This window comes from Streptomyces sp. NPDC058401 (genome assembly GCF_042722885.1).
GTDB lineage: Bacteria > Actinomycetota > Actinomycetes > Streptomycetales > Streptomycetaceae > Streptomyces.
This window is the reverse complement of the sequence record NZ_JBHXKA010000126.1, coordinates 1-23,589: the sequence shown is the minus strand read 5'-3', so window position 1 is coordinate 23,589 and position 23,589 is coordinate 1. Positions and strand designations below refer to the sequence as shown.

Below are 23,589 nucleotides of genomic sequence, written 5' to 3'. Positions count from 1 at the left end.
GGGCCGGGACGCATCGTCCCGGCCCCGCGGCGGCGCGGATCAGCTCTCGTCGTTGTCGACCCAGCTCATCAGCTTGCGGAGCTTCTTGCCCGTGGTCTCGAGCAGGTGCGCCTCGTCGGCGCTCTTGTACGCGTTGTACTTCGGCAGACCGGCCTTGTACTCGGCCATCCAGGTGTTGGCGAACTCGCCGCTCTGGATCTCCGCGAGGACCTTCTTCATCTCGGCCTTGGTGGCGTCGGTGATGATGCGGGGACCGGTGATGTAGTCGCCCCACTCGGCGGTCTCGGAGACCGACCAGCGCATCTTCTCCAGGCCGCCCTCGTACATGAGGTCGACGATGAGCTTCAGCTCGTGCAGGCACTCGAAGTACGCGATCTCGGGCTGGTAACCGGCCTCGGTCAGCGTCTCGAAACCGGCCTTGACCAGCGCGGAGGCGCCACCACAGAGAACGGCCTGCTCACCGAACAGGTCGGTCTCGGTCTCTTCGGTGAAGGTGGTCTTGATGACGCCGGCGCGCGTGCCGCCGATGCCGGCCGCGTACGACAGCGCGAGCTGGAACGCGGAACCGGTGAAGTCCTGCTCGACGGCGGCGATGCAGGGCACGCCGCGGCCTTCCTCGTACTGACGGCGGACCAGGTGACCCGGACCCTTGGGCGCGACCAGGGCCACGTCCACGTTGGTCGGGGGCTTGATGAAGCCGTAGCGGACGTTGAAGCCGTGGCCGAAGAAGAGCGCGTCGCCCTCTTCCAGGTGCGACTCGATCGACGCGGCGTAGATCTCGGCCTGGAGCGGGTCCGGGGTCAGGATCATGATGACGTTCGCCCACGCCGCGGCCTCGGCGACGGGCAGGACCTTCAGGCCCTGCTCCTCGGCCTTGGCCTTGGACTTCGAGCCCTCGTGCAGGCCGACGACGACGTCGACGCCGGAGTCACGGAGCGACAGCGCGTGGGCGTGGCCCTGGCTGCCGTAACCGATGACCGCGACCTTGCGGCCCTGGATGATGGACAGGTCGGCGTCGTTCTCGTAGAACAGCTCGGCCACTGGGATATCTCCTTGGTGCGCTGGTGTTGCTCCCACCGTACGGCGGGGAACGGAATACGTGGTTCTCGGTCTCGCCATACGAGCGAGCGAGAAACGAACGGGCGGGGCACGACCGGGCCGGTGTCACCGGCCCGGCCGGGCTCAGGCGCTGCGGTCGAGCGCGCGCAGGCTGCGGTCCGTGATGGACCGGCCACCGCGCCCTATGGCGATCGTGCCGGACTGGACGAGCTCCTTGATGCCGAAGGGCTCCAGCATCTTGAGCATCGCGCCCAGCTTGTCGGTGCCGCCGGTGGCCTCGATGGTGACGGCCTCCGGGGAGACGTCGACGGTCTTGGCGCGGAACAGCTGGACGATCTCGACGATCTGCGAGCGCGTCTCGTTGTCGGCGCGGACCTTCACCAGAACGAGTTCGCGCTCGATGGCGTTGGTGTGCTCCAGCTCGACGATCTTGAGCACGTTGACCAGCTTGTTGAGCTGCTTGGTCACCTGCTCGAGCGGGAGGTCCTCGACGTTCACGACGATGGTGATGCGCGAGATGTCGGGGTGCTCGGTGACACCGACCGCGAGGGAGTCGATGTTGAACCCGCGGCGGGAGAACAGCGCGGCGATCCGGGCGAGGATGCCGGGCGTGTTCTCGACCAGGACGGAGAGCGTGTGCTTGGACATGTGAGTCGTTCTCTCTCTCGGGCTCTCTCGGCTCAGTCGTCTTCGTTGTCGCCGAAGTCGGGGCGGACGCCCCGGGCGGCCATGACCTCGTCGTTCGAGGTGCCGGCGGCGACCATCGGCCACACCATGGCGTCCTCGTGGACGATGAAGTCGACGACGACCGGGCGGTCGTTGATCGCATTGGCCTCGGCGATGACCTTGTCCAGGTCGTCCGGGTGCTCGCAGCGCAGCGCCACGCAGCCCATGGCCTCGGACAGCTTGACGAAGTCCGGGACGCGGGTGCCCATCCGGGGGGCGGCCGACTCGCCGAGCTGGGAGCCGACGGCCGTGTCGGTGCCCGTCTCGCCCCCGTGCAGGACGGTGTTCGAGTACCGCTGGTTGTAGAACAGGGTCTGCCACTGGCGGACCATGCCCAGCGCACCGTTGTTGATGATCGCGACCTTGATCGGGATGTTGTTCAGCGCGCAGGTGGCCAGTTCCTGATTGGTCATCTGGAAGCAGCCGTCGCCGTCGATCGCCCAGACCGTGCGCTCCGGCATGCCGACCTTGGCGCCCATCGCGGCGGGAACCGCGTAGCCCATGGTTCCGGCGCCGCCGGAGTTCAGCCAGGTGCGGGGCTCCTCGTAGTTGACGAAGTGCGAGGCCCACATCTGGTGCTGGCCGACGCCGGCCGCGTAGATGGTGCCCTTCGGTGCCAGCTGGCCGATGCGCTCGATGACCTGCTGGGGGGAGAGCGTGCCGTCCTCGGGCAGGTCGTAGCCCAGCGGGTAGGTGTCGCGCCAGCGGTTGAGGTCCTTCCACCAGGCGGTGTAGTCGCCGGCGTTGCCGTCGTTGGCCTCGGCCTGGACGGCCTGGATCAGGTCGGCGATGACCTCGCGGGCGTCACCGACGATCGGGACGTCCACGGCGCGGTTCTTGCCGATCTCGGCCGGGTCGATGTCCGCGTGGATGACCTTGGCGAAGGGGGCGAAGCTGTCCAGCTTGCCGGTGACGCGGTCGTCGAAGCGGGTGCCGAGCGCGATCAGCAGGTCCGACTTCTGGAGCGCGGTCACGGCGGTGACGGCACCGTGCATGCCGGGCATGCCCACGTTCTGCGGGTGGCTGTCCGGGATGGAGCCCAGGGCCATCAGGGTGGTGACGACCGGGACGCCGGTGAGCTCGGCGAGGACCTTCAGCTCGGCGGTCGCGCCGGCCTTCATGACGCCGCCGCCGACGTAGAGGACCGGCCGCTTGGCGGCGGCGATCATCTTGGCGGCCTCGCGGATCTGCTTGGCGTGCGGCTTGGTGACCGGCCGGTAGCCGGGGAGGTCCTGGGTGGGCGGCCACGAGAACGTGGTCTTCGCCTGCAGGGCGTCCTTGGCGATGTCGACCAGGACCGGGCCGGGGCGGCCGGTGGCGGCGATGTGGAAGGCCTCGGCGATGGTCCGGGAGATGTCCTCGGCCTTGGTCACCAGGAAGTTGTGCTTGGTGATCGGCATCGTGATGCCGACGATGTCCGCCTCCTGGAAGGCGTCGGTGCCGATCGCCTTGGAGGAGACCTGACCGGTGATCGCGACGAGGGGCACGGAGTCCATGTGCGCGTCGGCGATCGGGGTCACCAGGTTGGTGGCGCCCGGGCCGGAGGTGGCCATACAGACGCCGACCTTGCCGGTGGCCTGCGCGTAGCCGGTGGCGGCGTGGCCGGCACCCTGCTCGTGGCGGACCAGGATGTGCCGGACCTTCTTGGAGTCCATCAGCGGGTCGTACGCCGGGAGGATGCAGCCGCCCGGAATGCCGAAAACGGTGTCGCACCCCACCTCTTCGAGAGAGCGGATGAGGGACTGCGCACCCGTGACGTGCTCAACTGCGGCGGGCTGGTGTCCGCCGGAACGGGGCCGCGGCTGCGGATGGTGGGCCCCGGTGGCCTGCTCGGTCATCGGCATTCTCTTCTCGAAGCTGAGGGTTTTACGAGGAGGGTTTTACGAGATTCGGCGTTGCCAGTGCAACAAAAAACCCCTCGTGCCGGGAGGCAGGCGAGGGGAGCGCGTCGGGTGCGTTGAGCGGGGACATGCTGGTCCCAGCTTCAGCCGACGCGCTTTCCAAGTACGAGAATTCGGGTGCGCATGGCATTGACCCTCCCTCCGGCGGGAGGGTGATGTCAAGCGGGTGGGACGGGCGTCTCATTATGTGAGCCTCTGTGGATAACCATCGAGCCCCCTGGGGAACCACCGGCCCACGCGGGTTGGGCCGCGCCGCCCGGTACTGGGAACGTACCGCGCACGAGCGCTCGCCGCAGCCTGTACTCGTCCAGAGGGCCGGAGAAGGCCATTCCCTGCCCGTGGGTACAGCCCATCGTGCGCAGTGCCATGACCTGCTCGGGGAGGTCCACCCCCTCCGCCACCGACTGCATGCCGAGGTCGTTTGCGATCCGCAACAGACCTGCGGTGATCTTGTGGAGCCGGGGGGATTCCACGACCCCCTCGACCAGGCCGCGGTCGAGCTTGAGCATGTCCACGGGGAGCCGGCGCAGCGCGCTGATGGCCGCGTAACCGCTGCCGAAGCCGTCCAGGGCGATCAGGACCCCGAGCCGGCGCAGCGCCGCCAGGCGGCGCTCCAGGTCGTCGAAGGGCACCCTGGGGTCGGAGACGGCCAGCTCCAGGACGAGCGCGCCCGACGGCAGCCCGTTGCGGGTGAGCAGGGCCTCCACGGAGCCCAGCGGCATCGACCGGTCGAGCAGCCGCTGCGCGGTCATCCGTACGGCCACCGGGACGTCGTGCCCGGCCCGGTGCCGCTCGGCGGCCTGCCCGACGGCCTCCTCCAGCAGCCAGCGCCCCAGCTCGGCGGTGCGCGAGGCGTCCGGCACCACCGCCCGGGCGGTGGACCCGCCCTCGCCTGCCGCTCCCCCGGCGCCGCCTGCGCTGCTGCACTCGGCGACCCGCAGGAACTCGGCGGGGGTGAACAGAATCCCCTGGGCGGAACGCCACCGGGCCTGCGCCACCACGGCCGAGATCTCCCCCGAGGCCAGGGAGACCACGGGCTGGTGCAGCAGGGCGAACTCTCCGTCGTGCAGGGCGGTGCGCAGGCGGCCCGCCAGCTCCGCCTTGCGGACGACCTCGGCCTGCATCTGGGGGGCGTACATCTCGACCCGGTCCTTGCCGCCCGCCTTGGCCCGGTACATCGCGAGATCCGCGTTGCGCATCAGGTCCGAAGGGGTGATGCCGGGATCCGCGAAGGCCACGCCGATGCTGGCGGCGACCCGGACCTCGCTCCCGGCGATCCGGTAGGGCTGGGAGAGGGTGGTGCGCAGCCGGTCGGCGATCTCGTGGACCTGGTACTCGCGGGCGCTGCGGTCGCGGCCGCCGTCGCCCAGGATCAGGGCGGCGAACTCGTCGCCGCCGAGGCGGGCCGCGGTGTCCCCGGCCCGGACGGAGTCCTGGAGCCGGCGGGCGGCCTCGACGAGCAGCTCGTCGCCGGCCTGGTGGCCGATGGTGTCGTTGACCGCTTTGAAGCCGTCGAGGTCGATGAAGAGCACGGCGGTGCTGTGGTCCCCGGCCCGCCGTCCGGTGAGGGCCTGGCGGACCCGGCGGGTGAACAGGGCCCGGTTGGGCAGGTCGGTGAGCGGGTCGTGCTCGGCGCTGTGCTGGAGCTGCGCCTGGAGCCGGACCCGCTCGGTGACGTCGCGGCTGTTCAGGATGAGGCCGCCCTGGTGGCGGTTGACGGTGGACTCCACATTGAGCCACTCGCCGCCGCCCGATCTGAACCGGCACTCGATGCGGGTGGTCGGCTCCTCGGTGGGCGGGGCGGCCAGGAAGCGGCGCACCTCGTGGACCACGCGGCCCAGGTCCTCCGGGTGGATCAGGGTGGCCAGCTCGGTGCCGACCAGCTCTTCCGCCTCGCGGCCGTAGACCCCGGCGGCGGCGGGGCTGACGTAGCGCAGGGTCCCGGTGGGCGCGGCGATCATGATGACGTCGCTGGAGCCCTGGACCAGGGAGCGGAAGTGGTTCTCCTTCTGGGCCAGTTCCTGGGTCAGCGCGATGTTGTCGAGCAGCATGATGCCCTGGCGGATGACCAGGGCGAGCACGACCGTGCAGCCCGTGAAGACGACGACCCGGTCGACCTTCCGGCCGTCCACCACGTTGTAGAGGATGCCGAGGGTGCAGACGGCCGCGGCGAGGTACGGGGTGAGGGCGGGCAGGGAGCCGGTGATGGGGCGGCTGTGCGGCCGCTCGGCGCGCGCGTGGGCGACGGGGTCGGGGAGGGGGTTCAGGCGGCGGGCGCCCCAGGGTGCGTACGCGAGGAGGAGCGAGCCGGCGAACCAGCCGGCGTCGAGGAGCTGGCCCGACTGGTACTCGGCGCTGAGCAGCGGCGAGGTGAACAGCGCGTCGCTCAGCACGGTCAGGGCGAGGGCGGCGATGGCCGTGTTCACGGCGGAGCGGTTGGTCTCGGAGCGGCGGAAGTGCAGCACCAGCACCATCGAGACGAGCGCGATGTCCAGGAGCGGGTAGGCCAGCGAGAGGGCCGCGCGCGGGACGCTGCCGGGGGCTCCGGACTGGGCGGTGCGCGCGGCGTGCGCGAGGGCCAGGCTCCAGGAGAGGGTGAGCAGGGAGCCGCCGATGAGCCAGGAGTCGAGTCCGAGGCAGACCCAGCCGGCGCGGGTGACCGGGCGCTTCGCGAGGACGAGCAGGCCCACGATGGCGGGCGGCGCGAAGCAGAGGAAGGCGAAGTCGGCGAGCGAGGGCTTCGGCACGGCCTCGCCGAGGACCACCTCGTACCAGCCCCAGACGGCGTTTCCACAGCAGCCCATGAGCGAGGAGAACGAGAACAGCAGCCAGGCCGGGCGCTCCCGGCTGTCGATGGACCGGGCGTACGTGAAACAGGAGACGGCGGCCAGCAGGCCGGCGGCGCTGAGCCCGAAGTCGCCCATGATCTCGGCGAGTTCGTCGGAGCCCCAGCCGAGGGCGGCGCCCACGGCATACCCGCTGCTGACCACCGCGAGGAGGAGCTGCATCGCCAGCCCCTTCGAGCCGCGACCGCTTCCGGCGAGGGGCTGGCGGGTCAGCAGCGCCGCCCCCGGGGTGCTCACCGGTCCCCCTCGCTGGCTGGTTCCGGCGCGGTCCAGTCCCGGCACCTTCGCCTCCGGCGGCTTCGCCGCATCGGATCCTTCGTCCATTGGCCGTGCATCGCCCGTCGCCCCCCAAAGTGTCCGATCACTCCCCAGCGCCAGACGTTCGTGGCGCAGCCCCTTGTTCCGGACGATACACCACTTTCGTCACTCAGGGACATAGTTTCTCTACGCTCCGTCACCAACAGGGGAGTTGTGTCCACCGAGCGCATCCGGACGAACGCGGAGCGTGCGCGCCGCTCGTCATTCCGTGATCAACACCGTGTTCTCCACGGGCTCTCCGGCGGCGAACCGGCGGAGCTGACGGGCCACCAGACGCTTGGCCCGCGGCTCGAACGCGGAGCTGCTGCCGCCCACATGGGGAGTGATCAGGACACCCGGAGCATGCCAGAGCGGATGGCCGGAAGGCAGTGGTTCCGGATCGGTGACGTCCAGTGCGGCGCGCAGCCGGCCCGACTCCACCTCCGCCAGAAGGGACTTGGTGTCGACGACGGGTCCGCGGGCCACGTTCACGAGCAGCGCGCCGTCCTTCATGCGGCCGAGGAACGCGGCGCCCGCGAGCCCCCTCGTCTCCTCGGTGAGCGGTGTGGAAAGGATCACCACGTCTGCCCCGGGCAGGAGTTGGGGCAGGTCGGCGAGGGCGTGCACCGGCCCGCGCGCCGTGGTGCGCGCCGTTCGCGCGACCCGGACGATCCGCTCGCACTCGAAGGGCGCGAGCCGGTCCTCGATGGCCGCGCCGACCGCCCCGTAGCCGATGATCAGTACGGACTTGTCCGCGAGGGCCTCGTAGAACCCGAAGCGCCACTCCTCGCGGTCCTGGCCGCGCACCATGCCGGGGATCCCGCGCAGGGAGGCCAGGACCAGGGTGAGGGCGAGCTCGGCGGTGCTCGCGTCGTGGACTCCCTTGGCGTTGCACAGCCGTACGCCGGGGGCCAGGTCGCCGAGGCCGCCCAGGACGTGATCGACCCCGGCGGTCAGGGTCTGGACGACCCGCAGGCGGGGCATCGCGGGCAGTGGGCGCAGGGTGACGGCCGGGGACTTCATGTACGGGGTGACGTAGAAGACGCAGGCGGCCGGATCGGCCGGGAAGGCCTCCTCGCCGTCCCAGTGGCGGTACCGGAAGGAATCGGGCAGGCCCTCGATCTCCTCGGCGGGGAAGGGGAGCCATACGTCGAGGGTCTCTGGAATCTCTGCAGTCATGATCAGGAGGCTATGCCAGGGGATCCGGATCGAGCCGTTAGTTTGTGTGCCGGAACCGGGCGGACCAGGCGGGATCAGGCGGGACCAGGGGGGACACGCGGTGGAGCGCAGGTCGATCGGGGCGGGGGCGCTGACGGTGGGTGCCGTCGGCCTCGGCTGCATGCCGATGAGCGGGGCGTACGCGCCCTCGCGCAGACGGCGCGAGGACTCGCTGCACACCGTGCACACGGCCCTCGACCTGGGGGCGAACCTGCTCGACACCGCCGACCTGTACGGCCCCTACACCAACGAGCTGCTGCTCGGCCGGGTGCTGCGCGAGCGCCGGCCCGACGCCTTCGTGTCCGCGAAGGCGGGGCTGCGGGCCGACGGGGTGCACGTGGTGGCCGACGGCCGCCCGGGGTACCTGCGGCGGGCCTGCGACGCCTCGCTGCGGCGGCTGCGCACCGACGTCATAGACCTGTACCAGCTGCACCGGGTGGACCCGGACGTGCCCGTCGAGGAGTCCTGGGGCGCGCTGGCGGAGCTGGTGGCCGCGGGGAAGGTGCGGGCGCTGGGCTTCTGCGCGCTGGGGGCGGGCACCGGACCGGGTGCGGGGCCGCGCGGGGACCGGGCGTACGAGGCGACCGTGCGGCACCTGGAGCGGGCGCAGCAGGTGTTCCCGGTGAGCGCGGTGCAGGCGGAGCTGTCGGTGTGGTCTCCGCAGGCGGCCTGGCGGCTGCTGCCGTGGTGCGCGGCGCGGGGGGTGGGGTTCCTGGCGGCGATGCCGCTGGGCAGCGGGTTCCTGACCGGGACGCTGGTCCCGGGCGAGGGGTTCGAGCCCGAGGACGTACGGGCCAGGCATCCGCGGTTCACGGCGTACGCGATGGCGGCGAACCAGGTGCTCGTGGCGGGGTTGCGGCGGGTTGCCCGGCGGCACGGGGACGGGGTCACGGCGGCCCAGGTGGCGCTGGCGTGGGTGCTGGCGCAGGGGCCGCAGGTGGTTCCGGTGCCGGGGACCGGGCAGGCGCGGTGGGCGGCGGAGAACGCGCGCGCGGCGGAGGTCCGGCTGACCGCCGAGGACCTGGTGGAGCTGTCGGAGCTGCCGGTGCCGATCGGGGCCTGAACCACTCGATCGAGTGTACGAGTGGCGGAACTTGGGGCATGGTCGGCGCTGTTGAGTCGTGTGAGGGCACGATCGGAGGACCGGAGGGGAGTACGGCGATGCGATACGGACACGACCGGGGACACGGGCCGGGACACGGGCAGGGGCAGCCTGAGGGCCCGGGGCAGGACCAGGGCCAGGGCCGGGTAGGGCCGCCGGTGCGGTCGTACGGCGGCCCGCGCGCCCGGGCCCGCGGGGTGCTCGCGGCGTTCGCCCTGGCCGGATGCGGGGCGCTGCTCGCGGCGGGGTGCTCGCCGCCGGCCGGCACCGGACCGCGGCCGGGCGACGCACCAGCGGGCACGGCGGCCGGCTCCGCGCCGCCGGGCGCCCCGGACGGGCCGTCCGCCTCCGCCGCCGCATCCGCCTCGGCGCCGGTCTCCGCGCCGCCGGCCAAGGGCCGGGTGACGGTGACCGGCGTGGCCGCCCAGGGCCTGGAATCCCCGTGGGGCGTGGCTCCGCTGCCCGACGGGAACCTGCTGGTCGCCTCGCGGGACAAGGGCACGATCAGCCGGGTGGACGTGAGCACGGGGGCGGTCACCCCGGTCGGCAAGGTGCCCGGGGTGGCCCCGGGCGGCGAGGGCGGCCTGCTGGGCCTGGCCGTGTCCCCTTCCTTCGCCTCGGACCTCATGGTGTACGCCTACTTCACCACCGAGTCCGACAACCGCATCGCCCGGCTGCGCTATGACGAGAAGAGACCGGCGGGCGATCAGCTGGGGGCGCCCGACACGGTGTTCAGGGGGATCCCCAAGGGGCTCGTCCACAACGGCGGGCGGATCGCCTTCGGCCCGGACAAGATGCTCTACGCCGGGACGGGCGAGACCGGGGAGGGCGGGCTGGCCCAGGACAAGAAGTCGCTGGGCGGGAAGATCCTGCGGATGACCCCGGACGGCGAGCCGGTGCACGGCAATCCCGAGGCCGACTCGGTCGTCTACTCCTACGGGCACCGCAATGTGCAGGGCCTCGCCTGGGACAAGGACAAGCGGCTGTGGGCGGCCGAGTTCGGGCAGGCCACCTGGGACGAGCTGAATCTGATCGAGCCCGGTGCGAACTACGGCTGGCCCGAGGCCGAGGGCAAGGCCGGCAAGCCGGGGATGCGCGATCCGGTGGCGGTGTGGAAGACCGACGAGGCCTCGCCGAGCGGGATCGCCTGGGCGCAGGGCTCCGTGTGGATGGCCGGACTGAAGGGGCAGCGGCTCTGGCGGATCCCGCTGGCCGGAGCGCAGCCGGTGGCGGAGCCCGAGGCGTTCCTGACGGGCGAGTACGGTCGGCTGCGCACCGTGGTGGCCCTCGGCGGGGACAGAATGCTGCTGGTCACGAGCGAGACGGACGGACGCGGGTCGCCGGAAACCGGAGACGACAGGATCCTGACACTGACGGTGGAGTGAGCGTCGGGCCCCGGCGGGGGACGAAAGGCAGGGTGGACGCGGTGTTCAACATGATCGAGGAGCTGTTCAGTCCGGGGCGCAAACACACGGACGAGGAGAAGAAGCGGCTGGAGCTTTCCCGGATCGACGTGAACGACGGCGACCCGGGAAAGGGTCCGATAGACCTGGACTCCGGCAAGGTGCTCATACGCGCCAAGGAGCACCCGGCGGCCTAGGCGGGGGCGCTCCTCACCGCGTCCGGGCCGTTGCCCGGGCCGGCTGCTGGGACGGCTGCTGGGACGCGGGGCCGAAGAGCCGGAGCCGGTGGGCCAGGGCGGCGGCTTCGCCGCGGCCCGCGACGCCGAGCTTCGCGAGGATGTTCGAGACGTGCACGCTGGCCGTCTTCGGGGAGATGAAGAGCTCCTCGGCGATCTGGCGGTTGGTGTGGCCCACCGCGACCAGGCGCAGCACGTCCCGTTCGCGGCTTGTCAGGCCCAGCGCCTCGACCGGGTCGGTGTCCGGAGCGAGCAGGGCCCCGGCGGCGTGCACGGGGGTGAGCGGGAGCCTGGCGCGCTGCGCGAGCAGGGCCAGGTCCTCGCGGAGCCTGCGGGCGCCCAGCTGCTCGGCGGTGGCGTAGGCCTCCTGGAACAGCCCGGCGGCGGCTTCGCGGTCCCCGCCGGGCGCGAGCAGGGCTTCCACGAGCCGGTACCGCGCCCTGGCGAGCAGGTAGGGGCGCTCCAGGGGGCGTACGGCCGCTTCCACGGCCGTCCAGTCCGCGACGGTGTCCCGGGCCTCGGCGCGCAGCAGCTCGGCCCTGAGGTACTCGGAGTGGGCGTTCCACACCGGCACCGGGGTGGCCAGGGTCCGGGCCGCGGCGCGCAGCACGGTCAGCGCCTCCTCCCGGCCGGCCTCCGCGGCCGGCAGGCCGCGGGCCTCGGCTTCGGCCGAGGCGGCGGCGAGCAGCAGCGGCCAGGCGTAGCGGTGGTTGCCGAGCGGGAAGCCGCGCTCGATGACGGCGGCCACCTCGCTGCGGACGTCGGCTATCCGGCCCTCCCCCGCGGCCACCCCGATCACGAGGCGGGACAGCGGGATCTGGTGCTGGGGCTGGCCGTCGTGGGATCCGAAGTGGGCGCGGGCGGCGGTGAGCTGGGCGGCGGCCTCGGCGAGTTCACCGCGGGCCAGGGCCAGGTAGGACAGCCTTCCGGCCGCGGCGGCGCGCGGGGCGGCTCCGCTGCTGACGAGGGCCAGGGTGCGCCGGGCCTCCGACGCGGCCTCTTCCCAGCGGCCGAGGCTGTACAGGCTCTCCGCCATGTTCCCGCGGACCCAGGCCTCGGAGTCCATCAGCTGGGACTTCTTGACCAGTGCGACACCTTGTTCGGCCAGTTCCACGGCTTCGCGGGACCGGCCCAGGCCTTCCAGATGAGAGGTGAGGTTGATGTGTGCACGTCCCGCCAGCATGCCGAGTCCGAGAGCGGCGGCCCGGTCCTTGACCGCGTACATCTCGGCGAGTCCGCGTTCGGGTGCGCCCGTGTCGACGAGCAGGCTGCCGACGGTGATCCGGGCGTTGAGCTCGGTGTCCTCGGCGCCGACCATCCGCGCGTACTCCACTGCGCGTTCGGCGGCGACCAGGTTGTCGGGTCCCGGTGTGTGGAGCATACCCCAGCTCGCGGCCCGGACCAGGACGTCGGCGTGCACCTGGGACGGGGGCAGCCCGCGGACGAGTTCCTGGGCCTTGGCGAGCTCTTCCCAGCCGTCGCCGCGGCCGAGGCCGGTGATCAGCCGGGAGCGTTCGGTCCAGAACCAGGCGGCGCGCAGCGGGTCGTGTCCGTCGTCCAGCGACCGCAGGGCCGTTTTGGTGAGCTTCAGCGCACGCTCGCGTTCGCCGCCGAAGCGGGCCGCGACGGTGGCTTCGGCCAGCAGGTCGAGGCGTTGCAGCGGGGTGGTCTCCGGGTCGCAGCCGCAGGGCGGGTAGACCTCGGTGTAGTCCGCCGGGCGCAGCGCTGCGCGCACGTCCTCCGGTACGGCCTCCCACAGTTCCATGGCGCGCTCCAGCAGGCGCAGCTGCTCGGAGTAGGCGTGCCGGCGCCGGGCGGCCACCGAGGCCGCGAGCACGGCGGGCAGGGCCTTGGCCGCATCGTTGGCGTAGTACCAGTAGGTCGCGAGGCGGATGACCCGCTCCTCCGCGCGGATCAGGGTGTCGTCCTGTTCGAGCGCCTCGGCGTAGCGGCGGTTGACGCGGGCGCGCTCGCCGGGCAGCAGGTCGTCGGAGACGGCCTCGCGGACCAGGGAGTGGCGGAAGCGGTAGCCGTCGCCGTCGGAGGTGGCGAGGAGGATGTTGGCGCCGACCGCCGAGCGCAGGGCCTCGATCAGTTCGTCCTCGGTGAGCCGGGTGACGGCGCGCAGCAGGGCGTACTCCACCGTGGAGCCGCCTTCGGCGACGATGCGCACGACGCGCTGCGCGGGGTCCGGGAGGACTTCGACGCGGACGAGGAGCAGGTCGCGCAGGGATTCGGTGAGACCGGTGAGGCAGCCGCCGGCGCGGGAGGCGACGAGTTCCTCGACGAAGAAGGCGTTGCCGTCGGAGCGGTCGAAGACCGATTCGACGAAGTCCTCGGCGGGCTGCGAGGCGAGGATCCCGGCGAGCTGGCGGCGCACTTCGGCCCGGTTGAAGCGGGACAGCTCGATGCGCTGGACGGTGCGCAGCCGGTCGAGTTCCGCGAGGAGCGGGCGCAGCGGGTGGCGGCGGTGGACGTCGTCGGCGCGGTAGGTGGCGACGACGACGAGCCGGCCGCTGCCGAGCGCGCGGAAGAGGTAGGAGAGCAGGTGCCGGGTGGAGGTGTCCGCCCAGTGCAGGTCTTCCAGGACGAGGACGACGGTGCGGTCGGCGGCGAGGCGTTCCAGCATCCGGGCCGTCAGCTCGAAGAGCCGGGCGGTGCTTTCCTCGTCGTGCGGGCCGCGCGGGGTCTCGCCGAGTTCGGGGAGGATGCGCGCGAGTTCGTCCTCCTGGCCGACGGCGGCTGCGGCCAGTTCCTCGGGGAGGAGGCGGTGCAGGGTGCGCAGGGCCGTCGAAAACGGGGCGAAGGGAAGTCCCTCCGCCCCGATCTCCACACAGCCCCCGACGGCCACGACCGCGCCGCGGCGGTCGGCCTCGCAGAGGAACTCCTCGGTGAGGCGGGTCTTGCCGACCCCGGCCTCGCCGCCTATGAGCAGTGCCTGCGGCTCCTGGCCGGCGGCGCGCGTCAGGGCGTCGGTGAGTACGGCCAGTTCGTCGGCTCGGCCGACGAACACCGGGCTGACAGATCGGGTCTCCACGCCGCCGAGCATCGCACAGGGGCGCTGCTCATCGGCACTGGATATCGGTGCGCTTCTCATCACGTGCCGGTTCGCACGGTGTCGCGACGCGGGCTACGCGGCGCGGGTGAACCGGCCGCGGTGCCCTCTCACCGACCCCTCCGGTTCCTGGCTGCGGGAGAAGCGGCGGCGGGCCTTCTTCGCTTCGCGGACCAGACGGTAGGCGTCGGCCTCGCGGATGAGGTCGTCGCGGCGGGCGGTGGCGATCTCGTACTCGAACATCTCGTGCTCCCTGGTTTGCGTTTCCCGGACACCTCGTTCGGTGTGATCCAAGATTCGCGCCCCAGGGGGTGCCGGCACATCGGGAGCATGCCGCATCTGCACGGGCGGGGGTGCCTTAGGCCGGGACCCAGGGTCCCTGAGGTGGCCTAAGGCAGTGCCTAGGCAGGCCCGCCGGGCAGCGGCGGACGGCCTAGGCGGGCCTTCGTGCGACGGCGAACGGACTAGGCGGCGGGGGCCACCGGGAGGGAGAGGACGTACATGAACGCGAAGGCGAGCACACCGATGGCGGCGACGACCACGGCGGCCCAGGACACGGAGCGGACCCAGGTCGGGAGGGTGCGGCCGGGGGCGCCGAAGGCCGGGCGGGCCAGCACGAAGACGGCGATGAGCAGCGCGATCGTCGACAGGACGCCGTTGAACAGGGCGGTCATGTGCCAGGCGTTGCCGTACAGCGCCTCGATCTTGTCCTCGGTGGTGGTGGCGGTCGCGGAGCTGATCTGGCCCTTGAGGGTCTCGCGCTCGCCTATGACGCGGGAGGTCCAGCTGCCGCTGAGGGCGACCAGGCTGAGACCGGCGGCGACGATCGCGGAGGCTCCGGAGGCGACACCACTGCTCTTCTGCTCTTCGGCCTCGGCGTCGAGCTCGTCCAGCTCCTCGTCGAGGTCGGCGTCGAGCTCCTCGCCCGGCACCTCCTCCGTGACGGCGGTGTCCGCGGCGGCCGGGGCGGTCGTCTCGTCGGTGGCGGCCTTCTTCAGGTCGGCCGGGGAGGAGTCCGCCTCGGGAGCGGTCGGGGCGGGGGTCTTGGTGGTGTCCATGCGGGGCACCGTAGGCGGCTTTTCTGAGAGGTTCCTGAGAATCCGTCCGGGCAGCCCGCGGCGCCCCGCCCCGGTCCCCCGGAGGACTCGGGGCGGGGCGGCGGCGGGAGGGCGCGGGCGGTGGGTGCGCGGGTGCTTGCGCGGGTGCTTGCGCAGGTGGGTGCGCAGGTGGGTGCCCGGGTGGTTATTACGCGGAGCGGGCCGCGGACCACTCGTCGGCGAGGATCGCCCAGAGCTCGGTGTCCTGGCGGACGCCGCGGTGGAGGTGGTTCTGGCGCATGACGCCTTCACGGGTCATGCCGAGGCGCTCGGCCACGGCGAGGCTCTTCTTGTTGCCGGTGGCGGCGTGCCATTCGATGCGGTGCATGCCGCGCTCGCCGAAGGCGTAGTCGATGAGGACTCGGCAGGCCTTCGTCACGAGCCCGCGGCCGGCCGCGGCGGGCTCCAACCAGCAGCCGATCTCGCAGTTGCCCGTCCCCGCGTCGAAGGCCGGGAAGAGCACCCCGCCGACGAGGGTGCCGTCGAGCCTGATCCCGAAGAACCGCGCGCCGTCCTCCCCCGCCGTGATGGCGTACTTGGCCAGCAGGGCCCGGGCGGACTCCAGGTCGGCGGAGCGGTCCGGGAAGCCGACGTACTGGCCGATGAACTCGCGTCCGCGTTCGATGTGGGCGAAGAACTCCTCGGCGTGCCGGGCTTCCAGCGGGAAGAGCTGGGCGTCGTCGGCGAGGTCTATCGAGAACATGCGCGTTCTTCCTTGGGTATCGAGCGGCGGGTGGCCGGATTACCGGGAGCTGGTCGCGGGCTCGGCCGCGTCCTCGCTCGTGACGGGGTCCGCGCCGGGCCGTTGCAGGGGAAGTTTCGCATGCGGACGGCGCTCCGGGGGCTCGATGCTGATCTTCGGGAGCCGGCGGTCCAGCCAGGCCGGCAGCCACCAGTTGGCCCCGCCGAGCAGGTGCATCAGGGCCGGGACGAGGAGGGTCCGCAGGACGAAGGCGTCGAGGGCGACGGCTACGGCGAGCGCGATGCCGAACATGGCGATGAGCCGGTCGCCGCTGAGCACGAAGGCCAGGAAGACCGAGATCATGATGACGGCCGCCGAGTTGATCACCCGGCTGGTCTCGGCGAGGCCGACGCGCACCGCCCGCTTGTTGTCGCCCGTCTCCAGCCACTCCTCGTACATCCGGCTGACGAGGAAGACCTGGTAGTCCATGGACAGCCCGAAGAGCACCGAGACCATGATCACGGGGAGGAAGGGCTCGATCGGCCCCGCGCTGCCCAGCCCCAGCGGTTCGCTGCCCCAGCCCCACTGGAAGATCGCGACGACCACTCCGAAGGAGGAGGCGACGGCGGCGACGTTCATGACGGCCGCCTTGACCGGGATGCCGATGGAGCGGAAGGCCAGCAGCAGGAGCACGCAGCCGAGCGTGATGACCACCCCGACGAAGAGCGGCAGTTTGCCGACGATGACCTCGGCGAAGTCGTCGTACCCGGCCGTCACGCCGCCGACGTGGACCTGCATGGAGGTGTCGTGGCCGGCCCGCGGGATGACGTCCTCGCGCAGCCTGTCGACCAGCTCGCTCGTGGACCGGGACTGCGGGGAGGAGTCCGGTACGACGGTGACCACGGCGGTGTCGCCACTGCGGTTGAAGACCGCCGGTCCCGCGGCGGCCACGCCCCGGGTCGTACGGATCGACTCGGCCAGCGCGTCCACGGCGACCCGGTCACCGGCCCCGCCGAGGCGGGCGACCACGGTCAGCGGGCCGTTCATCCCCGGGCCGAAGCCCTCCGCGAGCAGGTCGTAGGCCTTGCGGGTGGTGGAAGCGGCCGGGTTGTTGCCCTGGTCGGAGGTGCCGAGGTGGAGGGAGAGCGTGGGCAGCGCCAGCACCACCATGACCGCCGTGGCGACCAGGCCGAGCAGCTTCGGGTGGCGCTCGACGAAGGCCGACCAGCGGGCGGCGAAGCCGGTCACCGCCTCGGGCAGCGGCCCCTCGGCGGCCAGCTTGCGGCGCTCGCGGCGGGACAGGGCGCGCATGCCGATGTACGAGAGCAGCGCGGGCAGCAGGGTCACCGAGGCGGCGACCGTCAGGACCACGGTGAGGGAGGCGGCGATGGCGACGCCGTTGAGGAAGCCCAGCCGGAGCACCAGCATGCCGAGCAGCGCGATGCAGACGGTGGCCCCGGCGAAGACCACGGCCCGGCCGGTGGTGGCGACGGCGTTCTCGGCGGCCTCCGCGACCGGGAGCCCGCGCTTGAGGCCCTTGCGGTGGCGGGTCACGATGAACAGCGCGTAGTCGATGCCCACTCCGAGGCCCACGAGGGTGCCGAGCATCGGAGCGAAGTCGGCGACCGGCATCGCGTGGCCGAGGAGGGTGATGCCGAAATAGGCGGTGCCCACACTGACCAGGGCGGTCGCGATGGGCAGCAGGCTGGCGGCCGGCGACCCGAAGGCCAGGAACAGCACCACCGCGGCGATGGCCACCCCGATGACCTCGGCGAGGTGCGCGGAGGGGGCTTCGGTGAGGCCGATGGCGCGCCCGCCGAGCTCGACCTGGAGCCCGTCGGCCTGGGTCACCGGATTCCGCGCGGCATCGACGACGGCCTTCGCCTCACCCTTCGGCACCGAGTCGGCCTGCCGGTCGAAGGTCACCACGGCGTAGGCGGTGCGCCCGTCGGGGCTGATCCGGGCCCCGCTGTCGGGCCCGGGACCGTAGGGGCCGGCCACCGATCCGACACCGGGCAGCCCGGCTATGGAGTCCAGCGCCCGCGTCATCCGCTCCTGCACGGCCGGCGTCCGCACGCTCTGCCCGTCCGGAGCCCGCCACACGACGGTGTCGGTATCGCCGCCCTGCCCATGGAACCCTTCCCGCAGCAACGCGTGCGCCTTGGCGGACTCGGTGCCGGGGACCTCGTAGTCGTTGGAGAACGCGCTCCCGGCGCCGACCGCGGCAGCGGCGGTCCCTCCGAAGGCGAGCAGCCAGATCAGGACGGCAACGAGTCGGTGCCGCATGCACCAGCGTGCGAGGGCTGACAACGGACGGGCTCCCTGGTGGTTCGGATCCTTACCGGGGAACGGCCCGTCGGAAAGAACACGTGAACACTGAAACTGAACGCTGGGCGTGGTCTACACCTCCACGATCTCAGCGCGGCATGATCGTTGGCGGCCTACGTGGGCAGCGTCACAGGCGTTCGGGCAGGTGCGGGACCATGGTCACACGGGGTTCGGAGCGGAGGTCCGGCCGGACTGGCCGTCGGACTCGGGGGCGGGCTCGTGGCCGGGCTCGACGTCGGACGTTTAGTCGGACGCTTAGTCGGACGCTTCGTCCGCGCGGTAGCCCGGCAGCGAGGGCCAGCGCACGGTGAGCACCACCGAGTCCTCCTCCGCGTACCAGGAGTGGTCGACTCCGCGTCCCCAGACGACGTAGTCCCCCTGTTCGGCCAGGACGACGTTCCGGCCGGGGAACTCCAGCCGGAACCGGCCGCTGATCAGTACCTGCAATGCCGTACGGGACTCCCCGTGGACCCAGCCGGCCCGCTCCTCACCCTTGGGGTGGACCCCCCACTTGATCTCCACGTCCTCGCTGTGGCGGGGATCGCCGGGCTCCTTGAAGTGCCCCAGCAGCCAGCCCCGGTCGGCGGCGGCGTCGGGGGCGGCCTTGCCGGTGTAGATCGAGGGGTGGGTGGGGCTCACGGGGTGGGTGGGGTTGCTCACGGGGTGAGGTTAATGCAGTTGTCGGACCCGTCGGCGGCTGGTCAGCTGGCCGGATGACGATGGATCCAGATGCCCTGCTGAAGGTGCGCGACGAGTTCGACACCGTGATGCGACGGGAAGCCCTACCCGACACCAGTGACGCCCGCGTGGAACGGGCCGGCGCGGTCGTACGCCAGATCGCGCCCGGTCCCGGAGGGAACACGGTGCTCTGGTCGGACCTCGACGAGCGCACCGCGGATGCGGTGATCGCGGAGCAGGTGGCGTTCTTCACGGAACTGGCGGATCGGGGCGAGGTCCCGTCGGCGGAGTTCGAGTGGAAGCTGTACGACCACGACCGCCCCGCAGACCTGGGGGACCGGCTGCGCGCGGCCGGCTTCGTGGCGGAGCCCGCGGAAACCCTCCTGGTCGGGCGGGTGGCCGACCTCGCAGCCCTGTCGGTGGAGCCGCCGGCGGGCATCACGCTGCGGGTGGTGACCGACGAGGAGGGCGTCGACCTGATGATGGAGGCCCACCGCCACGCCTTCGGCGCGGATCGCCCCCGCATCAAGGACCTGATGCTGAACCTGCTGAGGGACGAGCCGGACACCATCGAAGCCGTCGTCGCGATGGCGGGCGACACCCCGGTGAGCGCGGCCCGGATGGAGATGCGCCCGGGGAGCCCCTTCGCGGGCCTGTGGGGCGGCGGCACGGTCCCGGAGTGGCGGGGCCACGGCATCTACCGCCTCCTGGTCGCCCACCGCGCCCGCGTGGCGGCGGAGCGAGGCATCCGGTACCTCCAGGTCGACGCCTCGGAGGACAGCCGCCCGATCCTGGAGCGGCTGGGCTTCGACGTACTGGGGGTGACGGTGCCCTGGGTTTGGGAGGGGTAGGGGGGTGCAGCACTGCCCCCCTACGCCGCCAGCTCGATCCCCCTGCGGGTCAGCTTCAGCGTGTAGACCGTGTCCCTGCTGAGCAGGCGGCTCACGCCCGTTGCCAGGGCCACGGCCAGCATGAAGGGGGCTATCAGGGTGTATTCGCCGGTCAGTTCCACCATGATGACCACCGCCGTGATCGGGGCGCGGGCGCTGCCCGCGAAGACGGCGGCCATGCCGACCAGGGCGAAGGCGGGGGCGTTGGCCGGGGAGGTCAGGAGGCCGAAGGCCGCGCCGAGGGTGGCTCCGATGAAGAGAGACGGGGCGAAGACTCCGCCCGAGCCGCCGATGCCCATCGTGGTGCTCGTCGCCAGGATCTTGCCCAGCATCAGGAGCAGCAGCAGGCCCAGGGCGTACTTCCCGTGGACCGCGCCCTCCAGGACGGGGTAGCCGACTCCGTACATCTGGGGCAGCGCGAGCAGGATCAGGCCGAGCAGCAGGCCGCCGACCGCGGGGCGCAGCCATTCCGGGCCGCGCCACAGCCGGTCGCACAGGTCCTCGGCCACGTACAGGAAGCGCGTGAAGCCGATGCCGACGGTTCCGGCGAGGATTCCGAGGGCGGCGAAGAGGAGGTACTGCGCGGGGTGTCCTGCGTGCATCACCTCCAGGACCAGGAACGGCCGGTCGCCGAAGACCGCGCGGGCGATGGCGCAGGCCGTGACGGAGGCGAGGGCGAGGTGGCCGAAGGTGCGGGAGGACCAGCGGCGGAGGATGAGTTCCATCGCGAAGACCACGCCGGCGAGCGGTGCGTTGAAGGTGGCCGCGATGCCGCCGGCCGCGCCGCAGGCGAGGAGCAGTTTGGTGTGTTCCTCGTTGGACTTCAGCAGCCGTCCGAGGGTGGAGCCGAGTGCCGCGCCGATCTGGACGATGGGGCCTTCGCGGCCGACGGAGCCGCCGCCGCCGATGCACAGGGCGGAGGCGAGGGATTTGACGGCGGCGACGCGGCCCTTGATCTGTCCGCCGTTGCGGGCGACGGCCAGCATGACCTCGGGGACCCCGTGCCCGCGGGCCTCGCGGGCGTAGCGGTGGACGAGGGGGCCGTAGACGAGGCCCGCGACGACGGGGGCGAGCAGGATGAAGTACGGCCCGAGGAAGGGTATGCCGGGGTGGGCGGCGTGGCCGGCGTCCGCGTAGTCGGCGTGGCCGGAGAGCAGCTCCGTCGCCCCGATCACCATCCACCGGAAGAGCACGGCTCCGACGCCCGCGCCGATGCCGATGAGCAGCACGGGGCCGAGGGTCTTCAGGTGGGACATGTGGGTGGTGTCGGTGATGCGGGTGATACGGGTGATACGGGTGATGCGGGTACGACTTTGCGGCATATGTTCAGTTTAGGAACAAAAAACGGAACGCAGCTAGGGGCGAACGCCTTCCACCCCCCGGGACCAACGGGGCAAGATCTCAGCCATGGCTGCCACAGAACCCGCTCACCGCGTCGGCCCGCCCCTCACCGGCGGCGAGCGCGAGACGCTCCGCGCGTACCTCGACTTCCACCGGGCCACCCTCGCCTGGAAGTGCGAGGGCCTCACCGACGAGGAGCTGCGCCGCCAGTCGTCCCCGCCCTCCACGCTGTCCCTGCTCGGGCTGGTGCGGCACATGGCGGAGGTGGAGCGGCACTGGTTCCGGCGCACCTTCGGCGGGGCGGACGTCCCCCACCTGTGGTCGGACACCCATGACTTCCAGGCCGCCTACGACACCTCCGGCTCGACCCGCGCCGAGGCCTTCGCGGCCTGGCGGGAGGAGGTCGAGCACGCCCGCGCGGTGGAGGCGGCCGCCGAGTCCCTGGAGGTGACGGTGCGCGTGGAGAAGTGGGAGGAGGACGCCTCGCTGCGCCTGCTCATGCTGCACATGATCCACGAGTACGCCCGCCACAACGGCCACGCCGACTTCCTCCGCGAGGCCGTCGACGGCACCACGGGCGCCTGAGGCCGCCCTTCCCCCGCGAGCCACACATGTTCGTACCGCGGTCGCACCTTGACCGCCACCCACCCGCGCCGGGAAGCTGATCCCCAATCAAACAATTGGCGCTGGGGGGAAATTGACCAGCCAGAATCTGCACATCGGACCGGACTCGGCAGCAGACCGCTACCGACTGCTCCGGTCCATCGGGCGCGGCGGGGAGGCCGTGCTCTATCTCGCGGAGATAGAACTCGCGGGAGGATCCGAGCCCGTCGTCGTGAAGGTGCTCGACTCCAAGACCACGATCACCCCGGACGTCTTCGACCGGATCAGCCAGAAGTGGAACGAGCAGGCCGAACTGCTGCGCTTCGTCCACCGGCCCGGTGTCGTGGGCGTGCGCGAGCATTTCGAGGGGCCGCCGATCCACCGGCCCGGGGAGTCCTCGACGCTGACCGGGCGGGCCCTGGTCCTGGTCATGAACCACGTCGACGGACTCGACCTGCGCGACTGGCGGGCCGAGCGGACCCTCGCCACCGCCGCCGAGCGGCGCGAGGTGATGCGCACGCTGGAACAGCTGGCCGACGTACTGGACTGGCTGCACTCGGGGAAGGCCACCCCCTCGGGGCGCCAGGTGATCCACGGGGACCTGTCGCCGGGCAACGTCATGGTCGACGCGCACGGGCAGGCCACCCTGGTGGACTTCGGCCTCAGCAAACTGACCGCCGACCACCAGACGGCCGAGGTGTGGTTCACGCAGGGCTACGCGGCGCCGGAGGTCTTCGAGGGGAAGCGGACCCCGGGCGCGGACCGGTACGCCTTCGGGGCCATCGCGTACTTCCTGCTGAGCGGGGAGTCCCCGCCCTCGACGCCCGAACTGCTGGCGCACGCGCTGGTACGGCTGCCGCAGTTCGCCGTACTGGACGCGGAGCAGCGGGCGCGGATCGCCTCCATCTACGCCGCCGACCCGCTGAAGCGTCCGGTGAACCTGGCGGGCTGGATGAAGGACATCCGCCGCGCGGTGGTGTCCACGACCAGCTCCACCTCGCAGCGGGTGGTCCATGACGCGGTGCCGGTCCCGGCCGCGCCGCCTGCCGTACCCCTGGCCGTTCCCCCGGTTCCGGCGGCGGCCCCGCCGAAGCCGGTGGCCCCGCCCCAGCAGCCGGCGCAGCAGCCGTCGGTGCCGGCGGCCGCTCCGGCCGGCCCCGCAGGCCCGCCGGCGGGTCCGCCGACCGGTGCCCCGACCGGTGCCCCGGCAGGCCCCCCGGTGCTGCCCGCGTACACCCCGCCGCCCGCCGAGCCCCTGTACGCCCAGCCCGCGTACGCCCAGCCGCCGGTCCAGGCGAGCGTGCCGCCGGGGTACGGGCCGGCGGCGCCCGCGGCCCTCTCCGCCACGGAACCGGCCCCCGAGCCGCCCCCGCGCAAGCGGCGGCGGACCGGGCTGGTGCTCGGGGCGGTGCTCACGGTGCTGGTGGTGGCCGCCGGCGTGGTGGCCGGGGTCAAGTACCTGGGCGACAAGGACCGGGACGGCTCGAACACGGCGGCCGGTGGGGACAAGGCGGGCGCGGCGTCCGTATCCGTACCCGCGTCCGACAGCCCGACCCCCACTCCGACGCCGAGCCCTTCCGAATCCGACTCGGCCGAGCCGACGACCCAGCCCACCGCGACCGGTTCGGAGCCCCCGTCGGGGGTGGCGCCGGGCGTGAAGGCGGCCGATCTGACCGTCATGTCCCCCGTGAAGGACCTGGGCGGGTTCACCGTCGGGCCGGCAAAGATCAACACCAAGCAGTACGGGGCCGCGTTCATCCAGGAACGCAACTGCGACTACGACGCGCTCGCGGAGTTCGACCTCAACCGGGCCTGGAAGACCCTGGAGTTCACCGCGGGGATCGACGACGGCTCGGAGAACGAGAAGGGCCGGGTCAGCATCTCGCTCGACGGCCAGCCCGCCTCCTTCTCCGAACTCGTGGAACTGGGCAAGCCGATCACCCACACCGTGGATGTGAGCGGCGCCCTGCGGCTGCGCATCAAGGTGGACAAGGGCTGCGACAACGGCACGGTCGTCATCGCCGCACCCGAGCTCAAGCGCTGACGCCGGGCTCTGACACCGGGCGCTGACACCGGCCCCACCCCGCGGGCCCGGACACGAACGGCGGCCCCGCACCGGATCTCCGG

General features: G+C 72.1%; 17 protein-coding genes and 1 pseudogene. 6 read left to right on the top strand and 12 right to left on the bottom strand.

Annotation, left to right across the window (positions count from 1 at the left end; all coding sequences use genetic code 11):
* Positions 1–39: 39 nt before the first annotated feature.
* The 5 genes from ilvC to ACFWNV_RS32195 form a co-directional block, all read right to left on the bottom strand.
* A complete protein-coding gene (ilvC, locus tag ACFWNV_RS32215) occupies positions 40–1,041 on the bottom strand; it encodes a ketol-acid reductoisomerase (protein WP_266881281.1) in 1,002 nt (333 codons plus the stop codon).
* 141 nt (positions 1,042–1,182) lie between these two features.
* On the bottom strand, positions 1,183–1,707 hold the full coding sequence (gene ilvN / locus ACFWNV_RS32210; protein ID WP_243337813.1) for an acetolactate synthase small subunit: 525 nt from the start codon (positions 1,705–1,707) through the stop codon (positions 1,183–1,185).
* A gap of 32 nt (positions 1,708–1,739) precedes the next feature.
* The gene (locus ACFWNV_RS32205; RefSeq protein WP_383953897.1) at positions 1,740–3,629 is read right to left on the bottom strand and encodes an acetolactate synthase large subunit; all 1,890 of its coding nucleotides are present in this window, start codon (positions 3,627–3,629) and stop codon (positions 1,740–1,742) included.
* Positions 3,630–3,844: 215 nt separating this feature from the next.
* Positions 3,845–6,769, bottom strand: coding sequence for a putative bifunctional diguanylate cyclase/phosphodiesterase (locus ACFWNV_RS32200; protein WP_383953895.1), 2,925 nt, complete (start codon positions 6,767–6,769; stop codon positions 3,845–3,847).
* A 282-nt stretch (positions 6,770–7,051) separates the two neighbouring features.
* Entirely contained in the window at positions 7,052–8,008 is a 957-nt protein-coding gene (locus ACFWNV_RS32195; RefSeq protein ID WP_383953893.1) for a 2-hydroxyacid dehydrogenase, read from the bottom strand.
* Positions 8,009–8,108: 100 nt separating this feature from the next.
* On the opposite strand from ACFWNV_RS32195, the gene ACFWNV_RS32190 reads away from it, so the two are divergent.
* From ACFWNV_RS32190 to ACFWNV_RS32180, 3 genes are all read left to right on the top strand, one after another.
* Positions 8,109–9,110 carry an aldo/keto reductase gene (locus ACFWNV_RS32190; protein WP_383953891.1) on the top strand — a complete coding sequence of 334 codons (1,002 nt, stop codon included), beginning with the start codon at positions 8,109–8,111 and terminating at the stop codon, positions 9,108–9,110.
* A 98-nt stretch (positions 9,111–9,208) separates the two neighbouring features.
* On the top strand, positions 9,209–10,534 hold the full coding sequence (locus ACFWNV_RS32185; RefSeq protein ID WP_383953889.1) for a PQQ-dependent sugar dehydrogenase: 1,326 nt from the start codon (positions 9,209–9,211) through the stop codon (positions 10,532–10,534).
* 50 nt (positions 10,535–10,584) lie between these two features.
* Complete coding sequence (locus ACFWNV_RS32180) at positions 10,585–10,749, top strand: DUF6191 domain-containing protein (RefSeq protein WP_383953903.1); 165 nt, start codon at positions 10,585–10,587, stop codon at positions 10,747–10,749.
* Between the two features lie 13 nt (positions 10,750–10,762).
* On the opposite strand, the gene ACFWNV_RS32175 is transcribed toward ACFWNV_RS32180, so the two are convergent.
* The 6 genes from ACFWNV_RS32175 to ACFWNV_RS32150 all read right to left on the bottom strand — a co-directional run bounded on the left by ACFWNV_RS32175 (position 10,763) and on the right by ACFWNV_RS32150 (position 18,610).
* Positions 10,763–13,837, bottom strand: coding sequence for an AAA family ATPase (locus ACFWNV_RS32175; protein WP_383953901.1), 3,075 nt, complete (start codon positions 13,835–13,837; stop codon positions 10,763–10,765).
* 81 nt (positions 13,838–13,918) lie between these two features.
* A complete protein-coding gene (locus ACFWNV_RS32170) occupies positions 13,919–14,086 on the bottom strand; it encodes a hypothetical protein (RefSeq protein WP_383953887.1) in 168 nt (55 codons plus the stop codon).
* A 221-nt stretch (positions 14,087–14,307) separates the two neighbouring features.
* Positions 14,308–14,901 (bottom strand): hypothetical protein, encoded by a 594-nt coding sequence (locus ACFWNV_RS32165; RefSeq protein WP_383953885.1) that lies wholly within the window; start codon positions 14,899–14,901, stop codon positions 14,308–14,310.
* Positions 14,902–15,088: 187 nt separating this feature from the next.
* Complete coding sequence (locus ACFWNV_RS32160; protein WP_383953883.1) at positions 15,089–15,643, bottom strand: GNAT family N-acetyltransferase; 555 nt, start codon at positions 15,641–15,643, stop codon at positions 15,089–15,091.
* Between the two features lie 39 nt (positions 15,644–15,682).
* Positions 15,683–17,932, bottom strand: a complete 2,250-nt coding sequence (locus ACFWNV_RS32155) for an MMPL family transporter (protein WP_383953881.1) — start codon at positions 17,930–17,932, stop codon at positions 15,683–15,685.
* A 273-nt stretch (positions 17,933–18,205) separates the two neighbouring features.
* Complete coding sequence (locus ACFWNV_RS32150; RefSeq protein ID WP_383953879.1) at positions 18,206–18,610, bottom strand: signal peptidase I; 405 nt, start codon at positions 18,608–18,610, stop codon at positions 18,206–18,208.
* 59 nt (positions 18,611–18,669) lie between these two features.
* On the opposite strand from ACFWNV_RS32150, the gene ACFWNV_RS32145 reads away from it, so the two are divergent.
* Positions 18,670–19,479 (top strand): GNAT family N-acetyltransferase, encoded by an 810-nt coding sequence (locus ACFWNV_RS32145; RefSeq protein ID WP_383953899.1) that lies wholly within the window; start codon positions 18,670–18,672, stop codon positions 19,477–19,479.
* 29 nt (positions 19,480–19,508) lie between these two features.
* Here the strand turns inward: ACFWNV_RS32145 and ACFWNV_RS32140 are convergent.
* A pseudogene (locus tag ACFWNV_RS32140) lies at positions 19,509–20,774 on the bottom strand (chloride channel protein); the annotation flags it as partial.
* 151 nt (positions 20,775–20,925) lie between these two features.
* Between ACFWNV_RS32140 and ACFWNV_RS32135 the strand changes: the two are divergent.
* Positions 20,926–21,444: a DinB family protein gene (locus tag ACFWNV_RS32135; RefSeq protein ID WP_383953877.1), complete on the top strand. Its 519-nt coding sequence runs from the start codon at positions 20,926–20,928 to the stop codon at positions 21,442–21,444.
* 112 nt (positions 21,445–21,556) lie between these two features.
* Positions 21,557–23,506 (top strand): protein kinase, encoded by a 1,950-nt coding sequence (locus ACFWNV_RS32130; protein ID WP_383953875.1) that lies wholly within the window; start codon positions 21,557–21,559, stop codon positions 23,504–23,506.
* The last annotated feature ends 83 nt before the right edge of the window (positions 23,507–23,589 follow it).

Bases quoted from the DNA above. Each gene is read 5' to 3' on its own strand.
- ilvN (WP_243337813.1), bottom strand. From the start codon at position 1,707: ATGTCCAAGCACACGCTCTCCGTCCTGGTCGAGAACACGCCCGGCATC.
- ACFWNV_RS32205 (WP_383953897.1), bottom strand. From the start codon at position 3,629: ATGCCGATGACCGAGCAGGCCACCGGGGCCCACCATCCGCAGCCGCGG.
- ACFWNV_RS32195 (WP_383953893.1), bottom strand. From the start codon at position 8,008: ATGACTGCAGAGATTCCAGAGACCCTCGACGTATGGCTCCCCTTCCCC.
- ACFWNV_RS32185 (WP_383953889.1), top strand. From the start codon at position 9,209: ATGCGATACGGACACGACCGGGGACACGGGCCGGGACACGGGCAGGGG.
- ACFWNV_RS32180 (WP_383953903.1), top strand. From the start codon at position 10,585: ATGATCGAGGAGCTGTTCAGTCCGGGGCGCAAACACACGGACGAGGAG.
- ACFWNV_RS32175 (WP_383953901.1), bottom strand. From the start codon at position 13,837: ATGCTCGGCGGCGTGGAGACCCGATCTGTCAGCCCGGTGTTCGTCGGC.
- ACFWNV_RS32170 (WP_383953887.1), bottom strand. From the start codon at position 14,086: ATGTTCGAGTACGAGATCGCCACCGCCCGCCGCGACGACCTCATCCGC.
- ACFWNV_RS32165 (WP_383953885.1), bottom strand. From the start codon at position 14,901: ATGGACACCACCAAGACCCCCGCCCCGACCGCTCCCGAGGCGGACTCC.
- ACFWNV_RS32160 (WP_383953883.1), bottom strand. From the start codon at position 15,643: ATGTTCTCGATAGACCTCGCCGACGACGCCCAGCTCTTCCCGCTGGAA.
- ACFWNV_RS32145 (WP_383953899.1), top strand. From the start codon at position 18,670: ATGGATCCAGATGCCCTGCTGAAGGTGCGCGACGAGTTCGACACCGTG.
- ACFWNV_RS32135 (WP_383953877.1), top strand. From the start codon at position 20,926: ATGGCTGCCACAGAACCCGCTCACCGCGTCGGCCCGCCCCTCACCGGC.